At 68.2% G+C, this 19,413-nt stretch carries 16 protein-coding genes; 14 read left to right on the forward strand and 2 right to left on the reverse strand.

The window, feature by feature from the left end:
- Nucleotides 1–61: 61 nt before the first annotated feature.
- Nucleotides 62–508, reverse strand: a complete 447-nt coding sequence (locus tag AC1HFW_RS05260) for a hypothetical protein (protein WP_479282141.1) — start codon at nt 506–508, stop codon at nt 62–64.
- A gap of 244 nt (nt 509–752) precedes the next feature.
- Between AC1HFW_RS05260 and AC1HFW_RS05265 the strand changes: the two genes are divergently transcribed.
- From AC1HFW_RS05265 to AC1HFW_RS05280, 4 genes are all read left to right on the forward strand, one after another.
- On the forward strand, nt 753–2,708 hold the full coding sequence (locus AC1HFW_RS05265; protein ID WP_479282142.1) for a PhoX family protein: 1,956 nt from the start codon (nt 753–755) through the stop codon (nt 2,706–2,708).
- Nucleotides 2,709–2,923: 215 nt separating this feature from the next.
- Nucleotides 2,924–4,915, forward strand: a complete 1,992-nt coding sequence (locus AC1HFW_RS05270) for an alkaline phosphatase family protein (RefSeq protein ID WP_006394372.1) — start codon at nt 2,924–2,926, stop codon at nt 4,913–4,915.
- A gap of 21 nt (nt 4,916–4,936) precedes the next feature.
- Nucleotides 4,937–5,107 carry a hypothetical protein gene (locus AC1HFW_RS05275; protein ID WP_006394373.1) on the forward strand — a complete coding sequence of 57 codons (171 nt, stop codon included), beginning with the start codon at nt 4,937–4,939 and terminating at the stop codon, nt 5,105–5,107.
- Between the two features lie 37 nt (nt 5,108–5,144).
- Entirely contained in the window at nt 5,145–7,325 is a 2,181-nt protein-coding gene (locus tag AC1HFW_RS05280) for a phosphocholine-specific phospholipase C (RefSeq protein WP_479282143.1), read from the forward strand.
- Between the two features lie 105 nt (nt 7,326–7,430).
- On the opposite strand, the gene AC1HFW_RS05285 is transcribed toward AC1HFW_RS05280, so the two are convergent.
- A complete protein-coding gene (locus tag AC1HFW_RS05285) occupies nt 7,431–8,333 on the reverse strand; it encodes a LysR family transcriptional regulator (protein WP_061071564.1) in 903 nt (300 codons plus the stop codon).
- A 105-nt stretch (nt 8,334–8,438) separates the two neighbouring features.
- Here AC1HFW_RS05285 and ggt point away from each other — a divergent pair, with 105 nt between their 5' ends.
- From ggt to AC1HFW_RS05335, 10 genes are all read left to right on the forward strand, one after another.
- A complete protein-coding gene (gene ggt / locus AC1HFW_RS05290; RefSeq protein ID WP_479282145.1) occupies nt 8,439–10,067 on the forward strand; it encodes a gamma-glutamyltransferase in 1,629 nt (542 codons plus the stop codon).
- 34 nt (nt 10,068–10,101) lie between these two features.
- Nucleotides 10,102–11,616: an ABC transporter substrate-binding protein gene (locus AC1HFW_RS05295; RefSeq protein WP_162876416.1), complete on the forward strand. Its 1,515-nt coding sequence runs from the start codon at nt 10,102–10,104 to the stop codon at nt 11,614–11,616.
- Between the two features lie 75 nt (nt 11,617–11,691).
- Nucleotides 11,692–12,636 carry an ABC transporter permease gene (locus tag AC1HFW_RS05300; RefSeq protein ID WP_116522644.1) on the forward strand — a complete coding sequence of 315 codons (945 nt, stop codon included), beginning with the start codon at nt 11,692–11,694 and terminating at the stop codon, nt 12,634–12,636.
- Nucleotides 12,633–13,511, forward strand: coding sequence for a nickel transporter permease (gene nikC, locus AC1HFW_RS05305; protein WP_006394379.1), 879 nt, complete (start codon nt 12,633–12,635; stop codon nt 13,509–13,511). The genes AC1HFW_RS05300 and nikC overlap by 4 nt, the downstream gene beginning before the upstream one ends.
- Nucleotides 13,512–13,525: 14 nt before the next feature.
- Nucleotides 13,526–15,385: a dipeptide ABC transporter ATP-binding protein gene (locus AC1HFW_RS05310; RefSeq protein ID WP_241073588.1), complete on the forward strand. Its 1,860-nt coding sequence runs from the start codon at nt 13,526–13,528 to the stop codon at nt 15,383–15,385.
- 123 nt (nt 15,386–15,508) lie between these two features.
- On the forward strand, nt 15,509–16,045 hold the full coding sequence (locus AC1HFW_RS05315) for a YaeQ family protein (RefSeq protein ID WP_006394381.1): 537 nt from the start codon (nt 15,509–15,511) through the stop codon (nt 16,043–16,045).
- Between the two features lie 89 nt (nt 16,046–16,134).
- Nucleotides 16,135–16,740: a TetR/AcrR family transcriptional regulator gene (locus AC1HFW_RS05320; protein WP_241073586.1), complete on the forward strand. Its 606-nt coding sequence runs from the start codon at nt 16,135–16,137 to the stop codon at nt 16,738–16,740.
- A 90-nt stretch (nt 16,741–16,830) separates the two neighbouring features.
- Nucleotides 16,831–17,868, forward strand: a complete 1,038-nt coding sequence (locus AC1HFW_RS05325; RefSeq protein WP_479282148.1) for an NADP-dependent oxidoreductase — start codon at nt 16,831–16,833, stop codon at nt 17,866–17,868.
- Between the two features lie 78 nt (nt 17,869–17,946).
- Nucleotides 17,947–18,546: a TetR/AcrR family transcriptional regulator gene (locus tag AC1HFW_RS05330; protein ID WP_061071558.1), complete on the forward strand. Its 600-nt coding sequence runs from the start codon at nt 17,947–17,949 to the stop codon at nt 18,544–18,546.
- A 124-nt stretch (nt 18,547–18,670) separates the two neighbouring features.
- Nucleotides 18,671–19,369: an SDR family oxidoreductase gene (locus AC1HFW_RS05335; RefSeq protein WP_061071557.1), complete on the forward strand. Its 699-nt coding sequence runs from the start codon at nt 18,671–18,673 to the stop codon at nt 19,367–19,369.
- The last annotated feature ends 44 nt before the right edge of the window (nt 19,370–19,413 follow it).

Here is a 19,413-nt window from a genome sequence, read left to right on the forward strand (position 1 = left end):
TTTCAGTGAGAAGCGTGCGATTGTGGACATGAAATATGACAGCAATATGAGGTGCGCCGGATCACTTGGCGGCGCTGGCGATGCCGCCTTCCGGCGCCGGCGAGGCGGGCGTGGCCAGCCGGCTGGGGCGGCCGCCTTGCTCGACCGTGACGGCGTCGGCGCCGACGTCCTTGAGCACGATGCCGGGCGCGACTTCGTCGCCGACGCGCCAGGCCACGGGCGGGCCGCCGTCGACGCTGAACACCGCGGCGCCGTCGGTGCCGGCGGCGATCACGCCGAGCACGCTGATCTGCGTGCGCAGCACTTCATCGCGGCCGAACCACAGCGCCACCGGCATGTTGTCGGCCGTGCGCGGGGCCGGCGCGGACACGGCGGCGGGCAGGGCGGGGGGCTTGGGCGCGAGCAGCACGGCGCCCCAGACGCCCAGCCCGGCCGCCAACGCCAGCACGGCAACGACACGGAACACGGCGGGGGCCGCGGGCGGGGACAGGCGCAAGGACAGGGGCATGAAGATCAAACGGAAAAGCGCGGCGGGCAAGCGCGGCGAACAGTGTGGCAAGCCGTGCGGCAAGCAGCACGACGAAGATGCGCCCGACTCTAGCAGCCCATCATGACAGTCCCGCGATAAGCCGGCCCCGTGCTTTCAAAAATCCAACGTTGCGCTGTCATCAACCTTACATGGCGTCTCTCTAGCATGCGTGCACGCTGCGGCCATGCGTCGCGGCATCGATCCCATCCCACAGGAAACCACGATGCAAGACACCACTCACGCCAACCGCCGCCGCCTTCTGAAAATGCTTGGCGGCGCGCCGATGCTGCCGCTGGGCGGCGTCAGCATGGCCGCGCTGTTGACGGGCTGTAATTCGAGTGACGACGATGACGATTCGCCTGGCAGCCCGGCGCCGGGCGTGACGTTCAAGTCGGCGTCGTTCACCTCGATGGCCGCGCCCTCGCTGGCCACCCCCGAATTGATGGCCCGCACCACGGTTGGCTCGTCCATGGTGCTGACGTTCAGCGACGGTTCGACCCGCAAGGTCGAACTGGGCTACCAGCCGTTCTTCATGACCGGCGACGCCGTGCCGGACGGCAAGGGCGGCACCATCATCGCCGGCGCGTATTTCAATAACAGCGGCGCGCCCATCATGGACAACTCGGTGCCCGCCAAGGTGCGTCAGTTCTTCTCGAACTGTCCGGACGGCATGTCGCTGCTGAAGCTGGAGGCGCCCAAGGTGGCCGGCGTCAACGGCAATACGCTGTTCGCCGTGGTGCAGTTCGAATACCAGTCGATGGACCAGTCCGGCGCCGACATGTACGGCCGCCTGCCGTCGCCGATCGCCGTGCTGACGCTGGCGCAGGACCCGGCCACCGGCCAGCTCAGCCTGGTCAAGTACAGCAACGTCGACACCTCGCCGGTCAATGGCCTGTGGATCACCTGTGGCGCCAGCCTGTCGCCGTGGAATACCCACCTGTCCAGCGAAGAGTACGAACCCGACGCCACCGTGGCCCGCACCGACGCGCAGTTCCAGGCCTACAGCCAGAACCTGTTCGGCGATCCCAACCGCGCCAACCCGTACCACTACGGCCACATGCCCGAAGTGACGGTCAACCCGGACGGCACGGGCAGCATCAAGAAACACTATTGCATGGGCCGCATCTCGCACGAGCTGGTCCAGATCATGCCCGACCAGCGCACCGCGCTGATGGGCGACGACGCCACCAACGGCGGCCTGTTCATGTTCGTGGCCGACCGCAAGGCCGACCTGTCGTCCGGCACGCTGTACGTGGCCAAGTGGGCCCAGACCTCGGGCACCGGCCCGGGCGCGGCCACCCTGACCTGGATCAAGCTGGGCCACGCCACCAGCGCGGAAGTGAAGGAACTGGCCGACCAGCTGACCGCCGCCGACATCATGGACGTGCGCACCGCCGATCCGGCCGACATCAACTTCACCAAGATCCGCTACAACGGCGGCAACAATTGGGTCAAGCTGCTGCCGGGCCGCCGCCAGGCCGCCGCGTTCCTGGAAACCCACCGCTATGCCGCGCTGGTCGGCGGCTCGCTGGGCTTCACCAAGATGGAAGGCACCACCGTCAACGTCAAGGACAAGATCGCCTACAGCGCCATGTCGCGCATCGAGAAGTCGATGATCGACGGCACCGTGCCCGGTATGCAGGTGCAGGCCAACTCGGCCGGCGCGGTGTACCAGCTGCACCTGAAGTCGGGCCAGGTCGACACCACCGGCCAGGCCATCGACAGCGAATGGGTGCCGGTCGACATGGCCGCCGTGGCCGAACTGGTCGGCGCGCCGATCTCGCCGGTCGACGCGCTGGGCAACACCCACAACGCCGACAAGATCTCCAACCCCGACAACCTCAAGTTCTCGGAGAAGCTGCGCACGCTGTTCGTGGGCGAGGACAGCGGCGGCCACGTCAACAACTTCCTGTGGGCCTACAACGTCGACACCAAGCAGCTGTCGCGCCTGCTGTCGTGCCCGGTGGCGGCCGAATCGACCGGCCTGCAGGCCGTGGACGAGCTCAACGGCTGGACCTACATCACCAGCAACTTCCAGCACGCCGCCGACTGGGGCACGCCGCAGAACGCGGTGTTCAACACGGTGCGCCCGATCCTGGAACCGCTGGTCAAGGCCAACTACAAGGACGGCTTCGGCGCGTCGGTCGGCTACCTCACCGGCGTCAAGATCGGCGCCTGATCGTCGCCAGCCGGCCGCGGCGCGAGCCTCGGCCGGCGCGTTGCATGCGGCATGGGACCGGCTCGCCGGTCCCATGCTTTTGTTGCCGTCTGTATCGCACTGGGAAAAAAAGCTGATCCGTCGATCAACGATTCCTTTCTTTGCTTCATCGGTCGTTCACCTTGCGACGCCACTATGTGGGCCACCCACAAAGCGGGTTTCGAAAGGGAAAGAACATGCAGGTATCGAATTGGAAGCGCTGGGGCGTCGCATTGGCGACCCTCGGCGCGTTGGCCGGTTGCGGCGGCGACAAGGGCGACGACGACACGTCGACGCCGCCGGCCGTGCAGCCCGGCGGTGGCTCGGCCACCAAGGTGTTGTTCATCGGCGTGGACGGCCTGACCTATGACGCCTATCGCCAGGGCGTGGCGGACAAGTCCATGCCCAACCTGGCGCAATTGACGGTGACCCGGTCGTGGACCGGCGGCGTCACCGGCGCCGTCACGCAGCAGCCGACGCTGTCGGCGCCCGGCTGGGCCACGCTGCTGACCGGCCAATGGGCCGACCAGCACGGCGTGCGCAGCAACGCGCAGGGCCAGGCGCCCAAGACCCCGACGCTGTTCCAGCGCGTGAAGACGGCCAAGCCCGCCGCGCGCACCGCGGCGGCATTCAACTCGTCGCTGCTGGCCAGCCTGACGGGCGGCGATCGCGACGCGGGTTTCCTGCAGAGCCTGACGGACTGTGCCGGCGTCGACGATTGCGTCGCCAGCCAGGCGCGCGATCGCATCACCGAAGGCTATGACGTGGTGGTGGCGCAGTTCGGCGCGGCCGAGCGCGCCGCCGCGAGCGGCGGCTTCGGCGCCGGCTACCAGGCGACCCTGCGCCAGACCGACGCCGCCATCGGCGCGTTGCTGGCGCAGCTGGCCGGCCGTCGCAGCAGCAACCCCGACGAGAACTGGCTGGTGGTGGTGGCTTCCAGCCATGGCCTGGACCGCACCGGCGGCAGCGACGGCCTGCAGTTGTCGCCCAACAAGACCACGCTGCTGGCCATGAACCGTCCGCAGATGCTGGGCGGCAGCGCCGACGATGCCTCGTTCGACGGTGCCTGGAACACCGCCTGGTACGGCCTGCCCAGCGGCGCCGACGCCACGCCGACCATCCTGGCGTACCTGGGCGCGTCGCCCGCCGCCGGCCAGTACGACCTGGCGGGCGCGTCCCTGTTCGAGCCGGTGGCGCTGCGCCGCGCGGCCAGCCGCACCTCGATGGACAACAAGAGCGTGTCGCTGAACTGGACCCGCGTCGGCACGCCCTCCGGCGAGATCGTGATCACCCGCGACGGCAAGGAAATCGCGCGCCTGCCGGGCACCGCCACCGACTACGTCGATACCGGCTTCACGTTCACCACCGAAGGCGTGCATGAACTGAACTACGCCATTTCGGTCGGCAACGCCGTGACGGCGGTGCGCGCCACCGTGGTGTACACGGCGCCCGTGCTGCTCTTGCCGTCGCTGCGCACCGGCCTGACGATGCTGTTCCCGTTCGAGGGCAACCTGACCGACAAGGCCGCCGGCGGGGGCGCGATCACGCCCTACGACGGTGTCCAGGCGCCGGCGTTCAGCGACAACGGCGTGTTCGGCAAGATGTTCCAGAACCAGCGCAGCGGCGATCCGACCGGCGCCTTCAAGCTGGATTACCCGGCGGGCCTGCTCGACAGCGTCCAGGCGTTCACCATCGGCTTCTGGTATCAGTCGGACGGCACCGCCAACGACCGCTCGATCCTGGGCAACAAGGACTACAACTCCGGCGCCAACCCCGGCATCACGATCGCCCAGTGGGCCGGCCCCGAGCTGCGCTTCAACCTGGCCGGCGGCAGCCGCGTCGACATCAACGGCGTGAAGTTCACGCCCAACAAGCCGGTCTACGTGGCGATGGTCATCGACAAGACCGCCAAGACCATGGCCGCCTATGTCTACGACACGGAAATGGGCTGGTTCAGCCGCTCGATTTCCACCGGCACCGTCAACTTCGCCCAGATCGCCGGCGTGTTCGGCCCGCACCTGGGCCTGAACGAAGACGGCAAGGGTACCTACGGCGTCTGCTGCGCCGGTACCAAGGGCCCCTACACGATGTACTTCGACGACCTGGCCTTCTGGTCGCGCGCCCTGACCGAAACCGAGGTCAAGTCGCTGGCCCTGTCCGGCAAGTCCGTTTCCGAATTGTTCCCCTGATGTCCCGAGGATAGACACGACATGAATACTGCTTCCCCGATCCTGCGCGCGTTCCTGCGCCTGGGCGCCGTGCTGATGGTGGCCGCCACCTTGACCGCCTGCGGCGGCGACAAGGACGACGACGACAACACCGGCGGCCAGCCCGAAACGCCGACCCAGCCGGCCAAGCCTCTCCTGCGTTGCGCGCCCTGACGCCGCGCCATTTTTCAGAATTCAAGGAATCGCATCCGTGACGTCCCATAAAGACCCGATCCACGCCGGCAAGCGCCGCTTCCTGCGCAATGCCGCCGCCTCCGGCGCCGGCCTGACCGCCTTGTCGATGTTCCCGCCGGCCATCCGCCGCGCGCTGGCTATCCCCGCCAACAACCGCACCGGCACGATCAATGACGTCGAGCACGTGGTCATCCTGATGCAGGAGAACCGCTCGTTCGACATGTACTTCGGCTCGTTCAAGGGCGTGCGCGGCTTCGGCGACCGCATCACGGTGCCGCTGCCCCAGAACCGCTCGGTCTGGGAACAGACCAACGGCACCCGCGTGGTCATGCCGTATCACCTGGACAGCACCAAGGGCAACGCCCAGCGCGTGTCCGGCACCCCGCACGACTACCTCGACGCCCAGAACGCCTGGGACGGCGGCCGCCTGTACCAATGGCCGCGCTACAAGCAGAACCAGTCGATGGGCTACTACACGCGCCAGGAACTCGGCTTCCAGTACGCGCTGGCCGAAGCCTTCACGCTGTGCGATGCCTACCACTGTGCCTCGCACGGCGGCACCAACACCAACCGCCTGTTCCACTGGACCGGCACCAACGATCCGCTGGCGCAGGGCAACGGCCCGTCGACCCGCAACCAGTGGGACGGCCTGGGCGCGTCCACCATCGGCTGGACCTGGAAGACCTACCCCGAGCGCCTGCAGGAAGCCGGCGTGAGCTGGAAGGTCTACCAGAACCTGCCCGACAACTTCACCGACAACCCGCTGGCCGGGTTCCGCCAGTTCCGCAAGGCCTATGAGCTGTCCGGCAACGATCCCACCGCCGGCAACCCCAATCCGCCGGCCTGGACGCCCGCGGCCGACGCCACCAACCCGCTGTACAAGGGCGTGGCCAACACCATGGCCAGCGACGGCGGCCTGCTGCAGGGCTTCCGCGACGACGTGCTGAACGGCTCGCTGCCGCAGGTGTCGTGGATCGTGGCGCCCGCCGCCTATTCGGAGCACCCCGGCCCGTCGAGTCCGGTGCAGGGCGCCTGGTACATCCAGGAAACGCTCAACGCCCTGACGGCCAATCCGGACGTCTGGAGCAAGACCGTGCTGCTGGTCAACTTCGACGAGAACGACGGCTTCTTCGACCACGTGCCGTCGCCGGCCGCGCCGTCGCTCAATCCGGACGGTTCGATGGCGGGCGCCTCGACCATCAACACCGACCTGGAACGCCACATCAAGCCGTCGCAGCAGGACGCCGCCGACAACCGCGTCTACGGCCCCGGCCCGCGCGTGCCGATGTACATCGTCTCGCCCTGGAGCCGCGGCGGCTGGGTCAATTCGCAGGCCTTCGACCACACCTCGGTGCTGCGCTTCCTGGAAGCGCGGTTCGGCGTGGCCGAAAAGAACATCAGCGCCTACCGCCGCGCGGTGCTGGGCGACCTGACCTCGGCCTTCAACTTCGCCACGCCCAACAACGAACAGCTGCCCGACCTGACGCTGCTGACCAAGGCCCAGGCCGACCAGACCCGCGCCGACCAGCAGGCCCTGGCGCAGGTGCCGCTGCCGGACACCACCACCCAGGCCAAGCCGAAGCAGGAAACCGGCGTGCGCTACTCGCGCGCGCTGCCCTACGAACTGCACACCAGCGGCCGCGCCCAGCCCGGCACCAGCGCCATGTGGCTGGTGTTCGCCAACACCGGCTCCGCCGCCGCGGTGTTCCACGTCTATGACCGCCTGCATCTGGACCGCCTGCCGCGCCGCTACGCGGTCGAGCCGGGCAAGCAACTCGAAGGCAGCTGGGACGCCGCCGCCGATGGCGGCAAGTACGACCTGTGGGTGATGGGCCCGAACGGCTACCTGCGCCATTTCGCCGGCGACCTGGCGCTGGCCCGCACCGAGGAGCTGGGCGCGGAAATCCGTGTCTGCTACGACATCGCCAACGGCGACGTCTACACCAGCTTCATCAACAGCGGCAAGAAGCCCGTCACCTTTGTCATCACGCCCAACGCCTACTACACCAACAACGAGAAGTGGACGTTGACGGTGCCGGCGGGCAGCCAGGTCGAGCAGTCGTGGTCGCTCAAGGCCAGCGGCGCCTGGTTCGACTTCACCGCGCGCCTGAACGAGGACCCGGCCTACATCCGCCGCTTCGCCGGCCGGGTGGAGACGGGCAAGCCGTCGGTCACCGATCCGGCGATGGGCCAGTAAGCGCGCCGCCCGCGGCGCGGCCGGCGGCGGCCGCGCCGGGCGCAACGCCCCGCCTCGCTCCCGCCCGGGAGGCGACGCGGGGCGTTCTTGCGTGTGGCGGGCCGGCTACGCGGCGGCCTGCGGCTCGCGCGCCCGGAACGCCGCGGCGCAGGCGTCGCAGATGGCCGTCGTGATGCCCTGGCGGGCGTGCTCGCGCCGCTCCAGCATGCCGATGGCGCGCGCCGTCGGCCCCAGGTCGCCGGGCAGCGGCAGGATGCGCAGCTGCGGGCTGTCGCTCCAGTTCGAGCCGTTGATCAGCGGCAGCAGGGTCACGCCGACCTCCTGGCGCACCAGCTCGACCAGGGTCTCGATCGCGTTCAGTTCCAGGAATTCGTCCAGCGGCACCGCCAGGCGCCGCAGCAGCCGGTCGATCTGCAGCCCGGTGCGCTGGGTGCGGTCAAAGCGCAGGAACGGATTGCCCGCCAGCACCTGGCGGGCGTCGCGGCCGGCGGCCGAGGGCGGGGCGATCACCACCAGCGGTTCTTCATACAGCGGGGTCCAGCGGGTGCTGGCCATCTTGCGGCCGGCCTCCACCAGGAAGGCCGCGTCCAGTTCGCCGTCCTCGACCTTGCCGGCCAGTTCGCTGGCCTTGCCCGAGAGGATGCGCACATCCAGCTTGGGGTGGGACTTCTTCATGCCCGAGACCACCTTGGACAGCGTGCCCATGCAGGACACGATGCTGCCCACCGAGACCGACCCGGCCAGCTCGCCCGGCACCGTGCGCGGCAGCCGCATACGGTCGTATAAATCCAGCAAGTGCTTGATTTCCGGCAGTAATTCGCGGCCGGCGGCGTTCAGGATGGCCAGGCGTCCGCTGCGGTCGAACAGCTCGCGGCCCAGCTCGGCCTCCAGCGAGCGCATCTGGAAGCTGACGGCGGCCTGCGTCAGGGCCACCTGCTCGGCCGCCTCGGAGAACGAACCATGGTGGGCGACGGCCAGGAATGTGCGCAGGAAACGGATGGTGCTCATGGGGTCAATTCACAAAAATTTCTTTTATGACTGAACAAAAAATCAAATTGATTTAATTAGATCACGGGAGTACCTTCGCCTGCTTACCTATATGAGACAAGCGCCATGAAATCCTTCGATTGGGTCAATCCGTATCCCTCCGTCCGCATCCCGCTGTTCGCGCGCAACGTGGTGTCCACCTCGCACCCGCTGGCGGCCCAGGCCGGCCTGCGCATGCTGCTCAAGGGCGGCAACGCGGTCGACGCCGCCATCGCCGCGGCCGCCACCCTGGTGCTGGTCGAGCCGGTCTCCTGCGGCCTGGGCGGCGACTGCTTCGCCATCGTCTGGGACGGCCAGGAACTGCATGGCCTGAATTCGTCGGGCGTGGCGCCGGCGGCCTGGAATGTCGAATACTTCAAGCGCAAGCACGGCGTCGGCGCCGACGGCCTGGCGATCCAGCCCAAGCGCGGCTGGGACGCGGTCACGGTGCCGGGCGTGGTGGCCGGCTGGTCCGCGCTGCACGAAAAGCTCGGCAAGCTGCCGTTCGAACAACTGTTCGAACCGGCCATCGAGATCGCCGAGCGCGGCTACGCCGTGCCGCCGGTGGTGGCGCACAAGTGGGCCGCCGCCGCCAAGGAACTGAGCAACCAGCCGGGCTACGCCCAGGCCTTCATGCCCGATGGCCGCGCGCCCAAGGTCGGCGAGCACTTCCGCTTCCCGGACGCGGCCAACACGCTGCGCCGCATCGCCGCCTCCAAGGGCCGTGACTTCTACGAAGGCGAGCTGGCCGAGCGCATCGCCGCCTTCAGCCAGGAATGCGGCGCCGCCATGACCCTGGAAGACCTGCGCGGCTACCGGCCGGAGTGGGTCAAGCCGATCTCCCGCTCCTACCGCGGCTACGAGCTGCACGAAATCCCGCCGAACGGGCAGGGCATCGCCGCGCTGATCGCGCTGGGCATCGTCGAGCGCTTCGACATCGCCGACATGCCGGTCGATTCGGTGCAGTCGCAGCACGTGCAGATCGAGGCCATGAAGCTGGCCTTCGCCGACCTGTACAAGTACGTGGCCGACCCGCGCTCGATGGAAGTCACGCCCGAGCAGATGCTGTCGGACGACTACCTGGACAGCCGCGCCAAGCTGATCCGCCTGGACGGCGCCACTCATTTCGGCGCCGGCCGTCCGGCTGCCGGCGGCACCGTCTACCTGACCGCCGCCGACGAGAACGGCATGATGATCTCGTTCATCCAGTCCAACTACATGGGCTTCGGCTCGGGCGTGGTGGTGCCGGGCACCGGCATCAGCCTGCAGAACCGCGGCGTCGGCTTCTCGATGGATCCCAAGTCGGCCAACGTGGTCGAGGGCGGCAAGCGGCCGTTCCACACCATCATCCCGGGCTTCCTGACGCGCGGCGGCAAGCCGGTCATGAGTTTCGGCGTGATGGGCGGCGATATGCAGCCGCAGGGCCACCTGCAGACCGTGGTCCGCATGGTCGACTACCACCAGAACCCGCAGGCCGCCTGCTGCGCGCCGCGCTGGAAGGTCAACCGCGATTTCTCGCTGGATATCGAGACCAATATGAAGGCTTCCACTATTGCGGGCCTGAAAGACCTCGGGCATGCTTTGAAGTCCGTGGACGACCCGTACATGGACTTCGGCGCCGGACAATTCATCTGGCGCATGTCCGAAAGCGACAACGAGCTCGGCTACGTCGCCGCCAGCGACAGTCGGCGCGACGGCCAGGCCGTGGGCTTCTGACCCGCGCATTGCAGCCACAAGGGGAATAAACACAATGAAACGCTTGACCATGACCTTCGGCGCCGGCTTGCTGGCGCTGGCCGCCGGCGCCGCCTGCGCCCAGAACATCCGCATCGGCCTGCAGGAAGATCCGGACGTGCTGGACCCGCACCGCGCGCGCACCTACGTCGGCCGCATCGTCTTCACCTCGCTGTGCGACAAGCTGGTGGACATCGATCCCAAGCTGCACTTCGTGCCGCAACTGGCCACTTCGTGGTCGTTCAGCCCGGACAACAAGGTGCTGACCTTCAAGCTGCGCGGCGACGCGCTGTTCCATGACGGCACCAAGTTCGACGCCGCGGCCGCCAAGGCCAACCTGGAACGCGCCATGACGCTGCCCGACAGCCTGCGCAAGGGCGAACTGGGCTCGGTCGACAAGGTCGAGGCGCCCGACGCCACCACGCTGGTGCTGACGCTCAAGCAGCCCGACGCCACGCTGCTGGCGCAGCTGTCCGACCGCGCCGGCATGATGCTATCGCCCAAGTCGTTCGCCGACGCCGACGTCGCCGCGGTGGGCCGCAAGCCGATCTGCTCGGGTCCGTACAAGTTCGTCGAGCGCATCCAGAACGACCGCGTCGTGCTGGAGAAATTCGACCAGTACTACGACGCCAAGGACTACGCCTTCAAGCGCATCACCTTCCTGCCGATCCCGGACACCACCGTGCGCCTGTCGAACCTGCGCGCCGGCGACCTGGACCTGCTCGAGCGCCTGAACCCGTCCGACGCGCCGCAGGTCAAGAACGACGCCAGCCTGACCTTCGCGCCGGTGGCCGGCCTGGGCTTCCAGCAGTTCATGTTCAACGTCGGCAACGGCAAGCGCGCCGAGGACAATCCGTTCAAGAACAAGCTGGTGCGGCAGGCGTTCCAGCTGGCCATCGACCGCGACGCCATCAACGAAGTGGCCGGTGGCGGCATCTTCGAACCGGCGCAGCAGCCGTTCCCGCCCGCCAGCCCCTACCACAGCGACAAGTTCCCCGTGACCAAGCGCGACGTGGCCAAGGCCCGCGCGCTGCTCAAGCAGGCCGGTTTCGACCGCGTCAAGGCCGAGGTCATGTTCGGCAACAACACCACCACCTCGTCGGTGGCCGAGATGGTCCAGGCCATGGCCTCCGAGGCCGGCTTCGACCTGTCGCTGCGGCCCACCGAGTACGCCGCCCTGCAGAAGGAATCGGCCGGTGGCAACTTCCAGGTGGTGATGCTGGGCTGGTCGGGCCGGGTCGATCCGGACGGCAACATCCACACCTTCGTGACCTGCAAGGGCGCGCTCAACGACGGCCACTACTGCAACCCGGAAGTCGACAAGCTGCTCAACGAGGCCCGCACGGTGCCGGACGAGACCAAGCGCCGCGCCATCTACGACCAGGCGCAGACCATCATCCAGGATGAACTGCCGGGCATCTACAACTACTACCAGCCGTGGCCGTTCGCGCTGGCCAAGAAGGTCAAGGGCTTCGTGCCGTACCCGGACGGCATGATCCGCCTGAAGGGCGTGACGTTCGCGCAGAAGTAAATCGGTGCGCGGCGGTTCGCCGCCGCGCCCGCCGGCCACGCGCGCGTGGCCTTTTGTTTTCTACGGTTTTTCCACATGCTTAAACTCATCTTGCGCCGCATGATCGTCGCGATACCGACCCTGATACTGGTGTCGATGATCGTCTTCATGCTGCAGAAAATCCTGCCCGGCGATCCGGTGCTGACCCTGGCCGGCGAAGAGCGCGATCCCGCCGTGCTGGACTACCTGCGCGACAAATACCGCCTCAACGATCCGCTGCCGATGCAGTACGCCGCCTGGGCCGGCCAGGTGCTGCAGGGCGACCTGGGCAAGTCGCTGCGCACCGACGTGCCGGTGACCACGCTGATCGCCCAGAAGCTGCCGGTGACCTTGCAGCTGGCGGCGATGGCCATGTTCTTCGCGCTGCTGGTGGGCATCCCCATGGGCATCGTGGCCGCCGTGCGCAAGGGCAAGCCGGTCGAGATGGGGGCCAACATCGCCGCACTGTCGGGCATGTCGATTCCCAATTTCTGGCTCGGCATCATCCTCATCATGGTGGTGTCGGTGCAATGGAAGCTGCTGCCGGCCTCCGGCTACGTCTCGCCGACCGAGGACCTGTGGCTGTCGATCAAGACCATGCTGATGCCGTCGCTGGTGCTGTCCACCGCAATCGCCGCCTATCTCATGCGCCACACCCGCTCGGCCATGCTCGAGGCGCTGTCGGCCGACTACGTGCGCACTGCCCGCGCCAAGGGCGTGTCGCCGCGCCGCGTGGTGCTGCGGCACGCGCTGCGCAACGCGCTGATGCCGATCGTCACGCTGGTGACGCTGCTGTTCGGCGAGTTGCTGGCGGGCGCGGTGCTGACCGAGCAGGTCTTCACCATTCCGGGCTTCGGCAAGCTGGTGGTCGACGCCGTCTTCACGCGCGACTACGCGGTGGTGCAGGGCGTGGTGCTCTGCGTCGCGGTGGGCTTCATCCTGATGAACCTGCTGGCCGACATCCTCTACATCCTGGTCAACCCCCGCCTGAGGCACGCATGAGCGCACTTCCCGCAACGGCCGCTGCCGTCACGCCGCCCCGCAGCCGCAATCGCGCCTGGGGCAAGTTCAAACGCAATCACGTCGCCATGCTGGGCCTGGGGATCGTGCTGTTCTTCGTGCTGCTGGCGCTGCTGGCGCCGCTGATCGCCAACCACGATCCGTTCCAGACCAGCTTCACCACCATCCGCAAGGCGCCGTCGGCGTCCTACTGGCTGGGCACCGACGAGCTCGGCCGCGACATCTTCAGCCGCATGGTCTACGGCGCCCGCGCCTCGCTCATGGCCGGCCTGGTGTCGGTGCTGATCGCGCTGGTGGTCGGGGTGCCGTTCGGCCTGGCCGCCGGCTATTTCGGCGGCTGGACCGACAGCTGCATCTCGCGCGCCACCGAGGCGCTGCTGGCGATCCCGTTCCTGATCCTGGCCATCGCGCTGGCCGCCTTCCTCGGGCCCAGCCTGACCAACGCCATGATCGCCATCGGCGTGTCGGCCGCGCCCAAGTTCGTGCGGCTCACGCGCGGCCAGGTGCTGGCCGTCAAGAGCGAGGACTACGTGCAGAGCGCCCGCGCGCTCGGCGCCTCGGACCTGCGCATCATCTGCCGCCACGTGTTCCCGAACGTCATGCCGCCCCTGATCGTGCAGGCCACCATCACCATCGCCACGGCCATCATCGCCGAGGCCAGCCTGTCGTTCCTGGGCCTGGGCCTGCAGCCGCCGAACCCGTCGTGGGGCTCGATGCTGAACACGGCCAAGAACTTCATGACCCAGGCGCCCTGGATGTCGATCTTCCCCGGATCGGCCATTTTCCTGGTGGTGCTGGGCTTCAATCTGCTGGGCGACGGGCTGCGCGACGCGCTGGATCCCCGTCAGGACAAGTAATCATCATGGCAACAATGGATCCCAAACGCGTCGTCCAGGTCAACGACCTGACCGTGCGCTTCAAGACCCCGGACCGCGTCGTCGAAGCGGTGCGCAACGTGTCGTTCCACGTCGATCGCGGCGAGACGCTGGCGATCGTCGGCGAATCCGGTTCGGGCAAATCGGTCACCTCGCTGGCGCTGATGCGGCTGGTGGAATACGGCGGCGGCCGCATCGTCAACGGCGGCATGCTGCTGCGCCGGCGCAACGGCGACGTGCTGGACCTGGTCAACGCGCCCGACAGCACGCTGCAACGCGTGCGCGGCGCCGACGTGGCCATGATCTTCCAGGAGCCGATGACCTCGCTCAACCCGAGCTTCACGGCCGGCAACCAGATCGCCGAGGCGCTGCAACTGCACCAGGGGCTGGACGCGGCCGCGGCGCGCGCCGAGACGCTGCGCATGCTCGAACGGGTGCGCATCCCCGAGGCCCGCGCCATTCTCGACCGTTATCCGCACCAGCTGTCCGGCGGCATGCGCCAGCGCGTCATGATCGCGATGGCGCTGTCGTGCAAGCCGCAGCTGCTGATCGCCGACGAACCCACCACGGCCCTGGACGTCACCATCCAGGCCCAGATCCTGCAGCTGATCCGCCAGCTCCAGGAGGAAATGGACATGGGCGTCATCTTCATCACCCACGACATGGGCGTGGTGGCCGAAGTGGCCGATCGGGTGCTGGTCATGTACCGCGGCGACAAGGTCGAAGAGGGCGGTTCCGACGAAGTCTTCGCGCGGCCGCAACATGCCTACACCCGCGCCCTGCTGTCGGCCGTGCCGCGCCTGGGCGCCATGCACGGCACCGACGAACCGGCGCCGTTCCCGTTGCTCAAGGTCGAGGACGCCGCGCGCCAGGCCACGCCCGCCGAGCCGGCCATGGCGGCGCCGTCCACCGTGCGCCGCGAGAACGGCCCGGTGCTGAAGGTGCGCGACCTGACCACCACCTTCGACATCACCGGCGGCATCCTCGGCCGGGTGCAGAAGCGCGTGCACGCCGTCGAGAAGGTCAGCTTCGACCTGTATCCCGGCGAGACCCTGTCGCTGGTGGGCGAGTCCGGCTGCGGCAAGACCACCACCGGCCGCTCGCTGCTGCAGCTGGTCAAGAGCCGCGGCGGCTCGATCGAATTCGACGGCCAGAACATTGGCGCGCTGCGCGGCAGCGCCATGCAGACGCTGCGCCGGCACATCCAGTTCATCTTCCAGGATCCGTTCGCCTCGCTCGATCCGCGCATGACGGTCGGCTACTCCATCATGGAGCCGTTGCTGATCCACCGCGTCGCCAGCGGCGCCAAGGCCGAGGAACGGGTGCGCTGGCTGATGGACAAGTGCGGCCTGGTGCCCGAGATGATCGACCGCTACCCGCACGAGTTCTCGGGCGGCCAGCGCCAGCGCATCTGCATCGCGCGGGCCCTGGCGCTGAACCCGAAGGTGGTGATCGCCGATGAATCGGTGTCGGCGCTGGACGTCTCGATCCAGGCGCAGATCGTCAACCTGCTGCTGGACCTGCAGCGCGAGCTGGGCGTGTCGTTCCTGTTCATCTCGCACGACATGGCCGTGGTCGAACGGGTCAGCCATCGCGTGGCGGTGATGTACCTGGGGCAGATCGTCGAGATCGGCCCGCGCCGCGCCATCTTCGAGAACCCGCAGCATGCCTACACCAGGAAGCTGATGGCGGCGGTGCCGATCGCCGATCCGCAGCGCCGCCATCGCGAGCGTTCGCTGCTGGTCGACGAGATCCCCAGCCCCATGCGCAAGCTGGGCGACGATCCGCTGGTCGCGCCGCTGGTGCAGGTCGGGGAAGGGCACTTTGTCGCCCGCCATCCCATCGGCGTCTACTGAACCTTGCGGTTCCCGCCCGCCGCCTCGCCGGCGGGCGGATTGCCCCCGGCGGCGGGGCTGCCCCGGCCACAGGCGGTATCATGGCGGCCTTCGCCATTTGCCCCATTCAACGGATTTTTCGCCATGGCCCTGCGCGCCACTATCTACAAGGCCGACCTCAACGTGGCCGACACCGATCGGCACTACTACGGCAGCCACTCGCTGACGGTCGCCCGCCATCCTTCCGAAACCGACGAGCGCATGATGGTGCGCCTGGTGGCCTACGCGCTGCAGGCCCAGGAAGAGCTGGCCTTCACCAAGGGCCTGAGCGACACCGACGAGCCGGACCTGTGGGTCAAGGACCTGACCGGCGCCATCACGTTGTGGATCGAAGTCGGCCAGCCCGAAGAGCGCCGCATCCTGCGCGCCTGCGGCCGCGCCGAACAGGTCATCATCTACTGCTACGGCGGCTCCGCCAGCAAGATCTGGTGGGACGGCGTGCGCAACAAGCTGGAACGCACCCGCAACCTGAAGGTCATCAACCTGCCGTCCGAGCAGACCCGTGCGCTGGCCAGCCTGGCCGAACGCACCATGCAGCTGAACGCCAATATCTCGGACGGGGTGGTGTATTTCTCGGCCGACAAGGGCGAAGTCAGCATCGAACCCGAAATCTGGCGCTGAGTGCGCGCGTTGCCCCGCTGGGGCAACGCCTGGCGGGAGGGATTGCCTGCTTCTAGACGACCGGTCTAATAATTGCTACAGTGCGGCGCATGGATACGCCCGCCACCCCCTCCGACGTCCGTCAACACATCCTCGACGTGGCCCGCCCGCTGCTGCTGGCGCGCGGCTACACCGCGGTTGGCCTGGCCGAAGTGCTGGCGGCGGCCAAGGTGCCCAAGGGCTCGTTCTACCACTACTTCGGTTCCAAGGACGCCTTTGGCGTGGCCCTGCTGGAAGACTATTTCCAGGGCTACCTGGCGTACATGGACGGGCTGATGGACGGTCCGGGCAGCGGGCGCGAGCGGCTGCTGCGCTATTTCCAGGAATGGCGCGACACCCAGGCCTGCGAATCGGCGCAAAGCCGCTGCCTGGTGGTCAAGCTGGGGGCCGAGGTCTGTGACCTGTCCGACAGCATGCGCGCGGTGCTGCAGGCGGGCACCCAGGCCATTGGCGCGCGGATCGAGCGCGGCATCGAGGCGGGCAGGGCAGACGGCTCGCTGCCGCCGGGCCCGCTGGCGCCCGCGATCCTGGCCGCCAGCCTGTACGAGCACTGGCTCGGCGCCAGCCTGCTGGCCAAGATCATGCGCAGCCGTCAGCCGCTGGACGCGGCCATGGCGGGTTCGCTGCAGGCGCTGGGCGTGACCAGCGACGAATGATTCCCCGAGGCGGGGCGCGATGGCGTTCCGCCTTTTTTTGCCCAGTTACTAGACGACTGGTCTACTTTAACGTCATATCAGGATCGAACCATGCCGCAACGTGAAACCGTCAATCGTCGTATCGTCCTCGCTTCGCGTCCCGCCGGCCTGCCCGCGCCGGCCGATTTCCGCCTCGAGCAGGCGGCAGTGCCGGAGCCGGGCGAGGGCCAGGTGCTGCTGCGCACCCTCTACCTGTCGCTGGATCCGTACATGCGCGGCCTGATGCGCGCCGAAGGGCCGGGCTATGCGCCCGCAACGCCGCTGGATGCGCCGATGGCCGGCGGCACCGTCAACCGGGTGGTGGCGTCGCGCCACCCCGACTTCCAGCCCGGCGACCTGGTGCTGGGCCATGCCGGCTGGCAGGACTATTCCCTGTCGGACGGGCAGGACCTGGCGCCGCTGGGCGACATGGCGCAGCCGTCGCTGGCGCTGGGCGGGTTGGGCATGCCGGCATTCACCGCGCACTACGGCCTGCTGGACATCGGCCAGCCCAAGGCGGGCGAGACCGTAGTGGTCGGCGCCGCCACCGGCGCGGTCGGCGCGGTGGTGGGCCAGATCGCCCGGCTCAAGGGCGCGCGCGTGGTCGGCATCGCCGGCGGCGCCGAGAAATGCCGCTACGCCGAGCAGGAGCTGGGCTTTGACCTGTGCCTGGACCGCCACGCCCCGGACCTGGCCGCGCGCCTCGCGGCGGCGTGCCCGGCCGGCATCGACGTGTATTTCGAAAGCGTCGGCGGCGAGGTGTTCGATGCGGTGCTGCCGTTGCTGAACATCGGCGCGCGGGTGCCGGTCTGCGGCTACATCGCCGGCTACAACGACCAGGCGCCCCCCGCCGGTCCCGACCGCCTGCCGCGGCTGGTGGCGACCCTGCTGGGCAAGCGTATCCGCATGCAGGGCTTCATCATCCTGGACCACTACGGCGAACGCTTCGAGGCCTTCCGCCGCGACATGGAGGGGTGGCTCGCCAGCGGCCAGGTCAAGCTGCGCGAGCAGACCGTGGACGGACTGGAACAGGCGCCGGACGCCTTCATCGGCATGTTGCAGGGCGGCAACTTCGGCAAGCTGGTGGTACGGGTGGCCACGACCGGATAGTGCGCCGCAACAAAAAAAGCGTGCAAAGTGCGCCGGGCGGATTTATATTATGGTCATCATATTCAAGGAGTCCCGACCATGGCCGGCCCCGCTTCCCGTAAAGAGCAGTCGCACGAACGCATCGTGGACGCGGCCGCGCGCGCGATCCGGCGGGTCGGGTATGCCGGTGTGGGCGTGGCCGACGTCATGAAGGAAGCCGGGCTGACGCATGGCGGCTTCTACGCGCATTTCCCGTCGCGCGACGCCATGCTGGTGGCGGCGATGGAGCGCGCCGGCCGCGACGGCGCCGCCCGCATGACCCAGAGCATCGCACGCCGGCGCGCCGAAGGCGCCAGCCCGCTGCGCGCCCTGGTCGAGGGCTATCTGTCCGAGACCCACCTGGCCAGTTGCGAGGGCGGCTGCCCGATCTCGGCGCTGGCGTCCGAAATGCCGCGCCAGTCGCCCGAGGTGCGCGAGATGTCCGCCAGCCGCGTGCAGGGCCTGGTGGAGGTGGTCGGACGCGCGTTGCCGGCCGACGCCGCGCCGCAGGCCGCCATGGCGATCACCAGCAACCTGGTGGGCGCGATCCAGCTGGCGCGCGCGCTGGGCGACAACGCGCAGGGGCGCGCCATGCTGGCGGCGGCGCGCGAGTCCATCCTGGCGCAATACGACAGCGAGGGGCGGCAAGCGTCGCACTGACCCGGTTCATCCCAGGCCGCATTGCGCGGCCATTCTTTCCACCGTAAATATGACGATCATCATATTTATATAACCGGCCGGCACCACCGGCCACAGCCCGAATGCAGCACTCAGGAGATCCATCATGGAATTGAAGAACGCCACCGTCCTCATCACCGGCGCCAACCGCGGCATCGGCCTGGCCTTCGCCCGCGAGGCGCTGGCCCGCGGCGCCCGCAAGGTCTACGCCGGCGCGCGCGATCCGGCCAGCGTCACGCTGCCGGGCGTGCAGGCCATCCAGCTCGACGTCACCAGCGACCAGGACGTGGCCGCCGCGGCCGCGCTGGCCAAGGACGTGACGCTGGTCATCAACAACGCCGGCATCGCGGCGATCGGCGGCTTCCTGGCCGAAGACAGCATCGAGTCGGCGCGCCGCCACCTGGAAACCAACCTGCTGGGCTCGCTGCGCGTGGCGCAGGCGTTCGCGCCGGTGCTCGCGGCCAACGGCGGCGGCGGGCTGTTGAACGTGCTGTCGATCGCCAGCTGGATCAACCGGCCGCGCCTGGGCGTGTACGGCATGAGCAAGTCCGCCGCCTGGGCCCTGACCAACGGCCTGCGCCATGAACTGCGCGAGCAGGGCACGCAGGTGCTGGGCCTGCACATGGGTTTCGTGGATACCGACCTGACGCGCGACCTGGACGCGCCCAAGCTCGCGCCCGAGGACGTCGTGGCCCAGGCTTTCGACGCCCTCGAAGCCGGCGCCGAGGAAGTGCTGGCCGATGACGCGACGCGCCAGGTCAAGCAGGGCCTGTCGGCCAATCCCGCCTCCTATCTGCTGGCGTAAGCCGCTCTTTTTCTTCCGATCCCTCGCCTCGTCCGAGTCTCACC

The sequence above is a fragment of the Achromobacter sp. ISS7 genome, assembly GCF_056523125.1.

Coding starts and splice junctions, on each gene's coding strand:
- AC1HFW_RS05330 (WP_061071558.1), top strand. CDS start 17,947: ATGGCCGGCCCCGCTTCCCGTAAAGAGCAGTCGCACGAACGCATCGTG.
- AC1HFW_RS05300 (WP_116522644.1), top strand. CDS start 11,692: ATGCTTAAACTCATCTTGCGCCGCATGATCGTCGCGATACCGACCCTG.
- AC1HFW_RS05315 (WP_006394381.1), top strand. CDS start 15,509: ATGGCCCTGCGCGCCACTATCTACAAGGCCGACCTCAACGTGGCCGAC.
- AC1HFW_RS05285 (WP_061071564.1), bottom strand. CDS start 8,333: ATGAGCACCATCCGTTTCCTGCGCACATTCCTGGCCGTCGCCCACCAT.
- AC1HFW_RS05320 (WP_241073586.1), top strand. CDS start 16,135: ATGGATACGCCCGCCACCCCCTCCGACGTCCGTCAACACATCCTCGAC.
- AC1HFW_RS05270 (WP_006394372.1), top strand. CDS start 2,924: ATGCAGGTATCGAATTGGAAGCGCTGGGGCGTCGCATTGGCGACCCTC.
- AC1HFW_RS05260 (WP_479282141.1), bottom strand. CDS start 508: ATGCCCCTGTCCTTGCGCCTGTCCCCGCCCGCGGCCCCCGCCGTGTTC.
- ggt (WP_479282145.1), top strand. CDS start 8,439: ATGAAATCCTTCGATTGGGTCAATCCGTATCCCTCCGTCCGCATCCCG.
- AC1HFW_RS05295 (WP_162876416.1), top strand. CDS start 10,102: ATGAAACGCTTGACCATGACCTTCGGCGCCGGCTTGCTGGCGCTGGCC.
- AC1HFW_RS05275 (WP_006394373.1), top strand. CDS start 4,937: ATGAATACTGCTTCCCCGATCCTGCGCGCGTTCCTGCGCCTGGGCGCC.
- AC1HFW_RS05310 (WP_241073588.1), top strand. CDS start 13,526: ATGGATCCCAAACGCGTCGTCCAGGTCAACGACCTGACCGTGCGCTTC.
- AC1HFW_RS05325 (WP_479282148.1), top strand. CDS start 16,831: ATGCCGCAACGTGAAACCGTCAATCGTCGTATCGTCCTCGCTTCGCGT.
- AC1HFW_RS05335 (WP_061071557.1), top strand. CDS start 18,671: ATGGAATTGAAGAACGCCACCGTCCTCATCACCGGCGCCAACCGCGGC.
- AC1HFW_RS05265 (WP_479282142.1), top strand. CDS start 753: ATGCAAGACACCACTCACGCCAACCGCCGCCGCCTTCTGAAAATGCTT.
- nikC (WP_006394379.1), top strand. CDS start 12,633: ATGAGCGCACTTCCCGCAACGGCCGCTGCCGTCACGCCGCCCCGCAGC.